This window comes from Devosia sp. A369 (genome assembly GCF_054489345.1).
Genome location: NZ_JBTMWV010000045.1, coordinates 1 through 3,469, shown reverse-complemented (window position 1 = coordinate 3,469; position 3,469 = coordinate 1). Strand labels below are relative to the sequence as shown.

The 3,469-nt window shown below is 60.9% G+C and carries 2 protein-coding genes and 1 pseudogene; 2 read left to right on the top strand and 1 reads right to left on the bottom strand.

What is annotated here, in order from left to right; translation table 11 throughout:
* Nucleotides 1-307 precede the first annotated feature (307 nt).
* The gene (locus tag ACX3OZ_RS20750; RefSeq protein WP_459105494.1) at nucleotides 308-2,179 is read left to right on the top strand and encodes a sigma-54-dependent Fis family transcriptional regulator; all 1,872 of its coding nucleotides are present in this window, start codon (nucleotides 308-310) and stop codon (nucleotides 2,177-2,179) included.
* Nucleotides 2,180-2,367: 188 nt separating this feature from the next.
* On the opposite strand, the gene ACX3OZ_RS20745 is transcribed toward ACX3OZ_RS20750, so the two are convergent.
* Nucleotides 2,368-2,958: a TetR/AcrR family transcriptional regulator gene (locus ACX3OZ_RS20745; RefSeq protein ID WP_459105493.1), complete on the bottom strand. Its 591-nt coding sequence runs from the start codon at nucleotides 2,956-2,958 to the stop codon at nucleotides 2,368-2,370.
* A 102-nt stretch (nucleotides 2,959-3,060) separates the two neighbouring features.
* Here ACX3OZ_RS20745 and ACX3OZ_RS20740 point away from each other — a divergent pair.
* Nucleotides 3,061-3,360 (top strand): annotated as a pseudogene (locus ACX3OZ_RS20740) (LLM class flavin-dependent oxidoreductase); the annotation flags it as partial.
* Nucleotides 3,361-3,469 lie beyond the last annotated feature (109 nt).

Sequence of the window (3,469 nt, the reverse complement as noted above, 5' to 3'; positions counted from 1 at the left end):
CGGTATAGATCCCCAACCCTCCTGCAAGCGTCGCAGAAGGAAGATAGGTGGCCGACTTTTACGCCGCCCGAAGCGGGACTATCCCGCCGCTACCGTGGACTAATTTTGCACCGCCGCTCTCAGCTCGACCCGCACCAGATCTCGCATTGGTCGAATTGCTCAAACTTGGCATTGCGGCGGTTCGACTGTTCAGAAAATGAGCACTTGAACAGAGCGATTTCAGTATGTTTTACAAGGTCTTGATCATGGTGTAGGCTCGACTTCATCACGCAGGCTCAAGACCCGCGGATACAGCCTGGAGGAATTGATGCTCTCACGTTCGGAGCGCCTCAAACGCGCACGGATCACCTTGCTGCATGGCGGGACGATCGACCCGCACCTCATCGCGCCCCATATTTCCGATAGCTGGAACCGCTGCCTCGAGCTCGGCCTTGATCCGATGGGAACGGCCCATAATGCGCAGCTCACGGCGCGCGAGCTCAGGCAGCAGCGGGACGAGGATGAATTGCTGCATCGCTTTGCCGCATCCCAAATGCAGGCGCTGTATCAGCAGATCGCCGGCAGCAATTTCATGATCGCGTTCGGCAACGCCCGGGGGACGGTCCTAGAAACAGTCTCAGACGGTCAGTTCCGCGACAGCAAGGCCGGCAAGGCAATCCTGCCCGGATCGGTCTGGCTGGAAGAGTTGCGCGGCACCAACGCCATGGGCACAGCCGCCGCCATTCGACAGCCCTTGATCGTTCACGGTGAAGAACATTTCTTCCACACCCATTCCGATGTGAGCTGCTTTGCCGCCCCAGTGTTCCACTCGGACGGCGAGCTGGCCGGTGTGCTGGACGCGTCCTCGGATTGTCGGGCTCGGAACGCACATACGCTGGTGCTGATGCAGATGGCGGCGACGCATATTGAGAACAGCCTGTTCCTGCGACAGCAGGAGGAGCATCTGGTCCTACTGTTCCACTCCCGCTTCGAGCTGTTGAACTCGGTCAGCGGCGGGCTCATGTCGTTCGATTCCCAGGGTCACCTGCAAGCGATAAACCAACGCGGCCGCGCCCTGCTCTCCGGGCTAAGCGTTCGTCCCGGTACGGCATTTGAGGCGATCTTCGACACCAGCTTCGCCAGTGCGCTTGGCCATCTGGCCGATAGTCCGACGCCGAGCCTGCGCGACCTGTTCGGAAGCCAATATGCTGTACAATCATCCGGACGACCGATGACGGAAAGCCGCAACCGACAGACTCAGGCCAGCATCGTTACGGCCGCACCGGCGGTGATGGTGACCGGCTTTGTCGCCGACGACCCGGTGTTGCAGGCCGAACTGGGGAAAGTACAACGGGCGGTGCGCCGCAAACCCCCATTCCTTATTCTGGGCGAGAGCGGCACCGGCAAAGAGATCGTCGCCCGTCACATCCACGCCGCCAGTGGACGCACCGGGGCCTTCGTGCCGGTGAACTGTGGCGCCCTGCCCGAGCAATTATTCGAAGCCGAGCTGTTCGGCTATGCTCAGGGCGCCTTCACCGGTGCGCGCAAGGAAGGCGCGCCGGGCCTCGCCCGCGCTGCTGACCGCGGCACCCTGTTCCTCGACGAAATTGGTGACCTGCCGCTACTGGGCCAGGTGGCCTTGCTGCGTTTTCTCGATCAGTTCGAAGTCAGACCGGTCGGCGGCACCGCGACGCAAAAAGTTGACGTCCAAGTCATAGCAGCCACCAATATCGATCTGACCGCGGCCATCGTCGATAAGCGTTTCCGCTCTGACCTTTATTACCGGCTTGGCGTTGTCCAGCTCAATCTGCCGCCATTGCGGGAGCGCCGCGACTTCGCCACGGTGACACGGTTCATGCTGCGTGACCTTGACCCGACCTTGGCGATAACCGAGAGCGCCATGGACATACTGGCGCATCATGAATGGCCCGGCAATATGCGCGAGCTGCGTTCGGCATTGTTCCAGCTCAGCCTGCTGGTGGCCGAGGATCTGATCGAAACTGATCATGTGATCCAGGTGCTGGGCGATGACGGCGCCCACAGACCCGAGCCTGCTTCCATCGGCCTGCGCGGGTTGATTACGCGTCAGATCAACGAGTTGCTGCGCGAAAATAGCAACAATGTCAGCGAGACCGCTAAAGCCTTGGGAGTATCCCGGAACACAGTCTATAAATATATGCGACACCGTCGCCTGAATTGAAAAAGCAATCTTCGAATTGGATGAAAGAAAACGCGGCTCTGACAGGGCTGCATTGCCCGCCAGATACCGACATTCATCCTAGTGGCGTTTACTACCTTGAGTGTGAATAGGCGCGTGGTTTTGGGCGCCGATTGGCACGGCAAGTCATTGAAATCTCAATCACCGGCGGGGCAGGTGATCGCGCCGAATTACACCTGCCGATCCAGGTAGCCGTGCGCAAGGATGGCGTTCAGCCCTGGTGACGAGGCCCCGCAACTCTCTGCCCGATTAAGCACCCAGGCTAGGCCGAGCGTGCTGAGAAACAGATCATTGGCCGTGATCGTAGCGCGCGCCTGACCATGCTGTTGCGCTCGTACGAGGAATTCACCCGTGATCGATACCAGCTCGTCGCAGGATAGAGCCAAGGGCGAGGCGCGCTGCTTGACGGCGGCTAGGACCGGCTCCGGCAGCCCGTTAAAGGTGCGCAGATAAGCCTGCAGGTCCGCGAGCCAGGCGGACAACGCGGCGTCAGGATCGGCTATCTGCTGGGCTTGGCATGCCTGCGCCCGCAGCGCCACCTGGCTATCCTGCAGCGCTGCGACCAGCAGAGCCTCGCGCGACGGGAAATGACGATAGAGCGTGCCGGCACCAACGCCTGCCGCTTTGGCGATCTCCTCCAACGAGGCGCCAACGCCATGCGACGCGAAGGACTGCATGGCGACACTTAGGATCTTGTCGCGGTTGCGCCTTGCATCAGCGCGCAAACCCGGGGTCTCATGCCGCACCGCAGCCACGGTCATCGCTCTCTCCCAATGTTGGATTGAGGCTGCCTCCATATAACGTCAAGATAAATGGAGGATGGCTCCGCTTAGGAGCCCCTCGAGATCAGCAAGGAACGATCCATGGCGCCACTCTCCATTCTCGAGCTCGTCCGCGTTACCGAAGAGACCGACGCAAGAGCCGCATTGGACAACGCCCGCGATCTGGCGGCCCATGCCGAGCAATGGGGCTATAACCGCATCTGGGTCGCCGAGCATCACAATATGCCGGGCATCGCCAGTGCAGCCACCTCGATCGTGCTGGCTCATATCGCGGCCGGCTCCAAGACCATCCGCGTCGGCGCGGGCGGCATCATGCTGCCCAATCACGCCCCCTATATCGTCGCCGAACAGTTCGGCACGCTGGAGCGTGTCAACGGCGGAGTAAAATCCGGCCATTAGGCGGAGCAAGACCAGGCCACCTTTGGCGCGCACATGAGACCGCCGGGAGGGCATAGCCCGAGCGGGGGTCTCATGTGCGCGTGCGATTTTT

Excerpts from the sequence above, each read along its gene's own strand:
- ACX3OZ_RS20750 (WP_459105494.1), top strand. The coding sequence starts at position 308 with ATGCTCTCACGTTCGGAGCGCCTCAAACGCGCACGGATCACCTTGCTG.
- ACX3OZ_RS20745 (WP_459105493.1), bottom strand. The coding sequence starts at position 2,958 with ATGACCGTGGCTGCGGTGCGGCATGAGACCCCGGGTTTGCGCGCTGAT.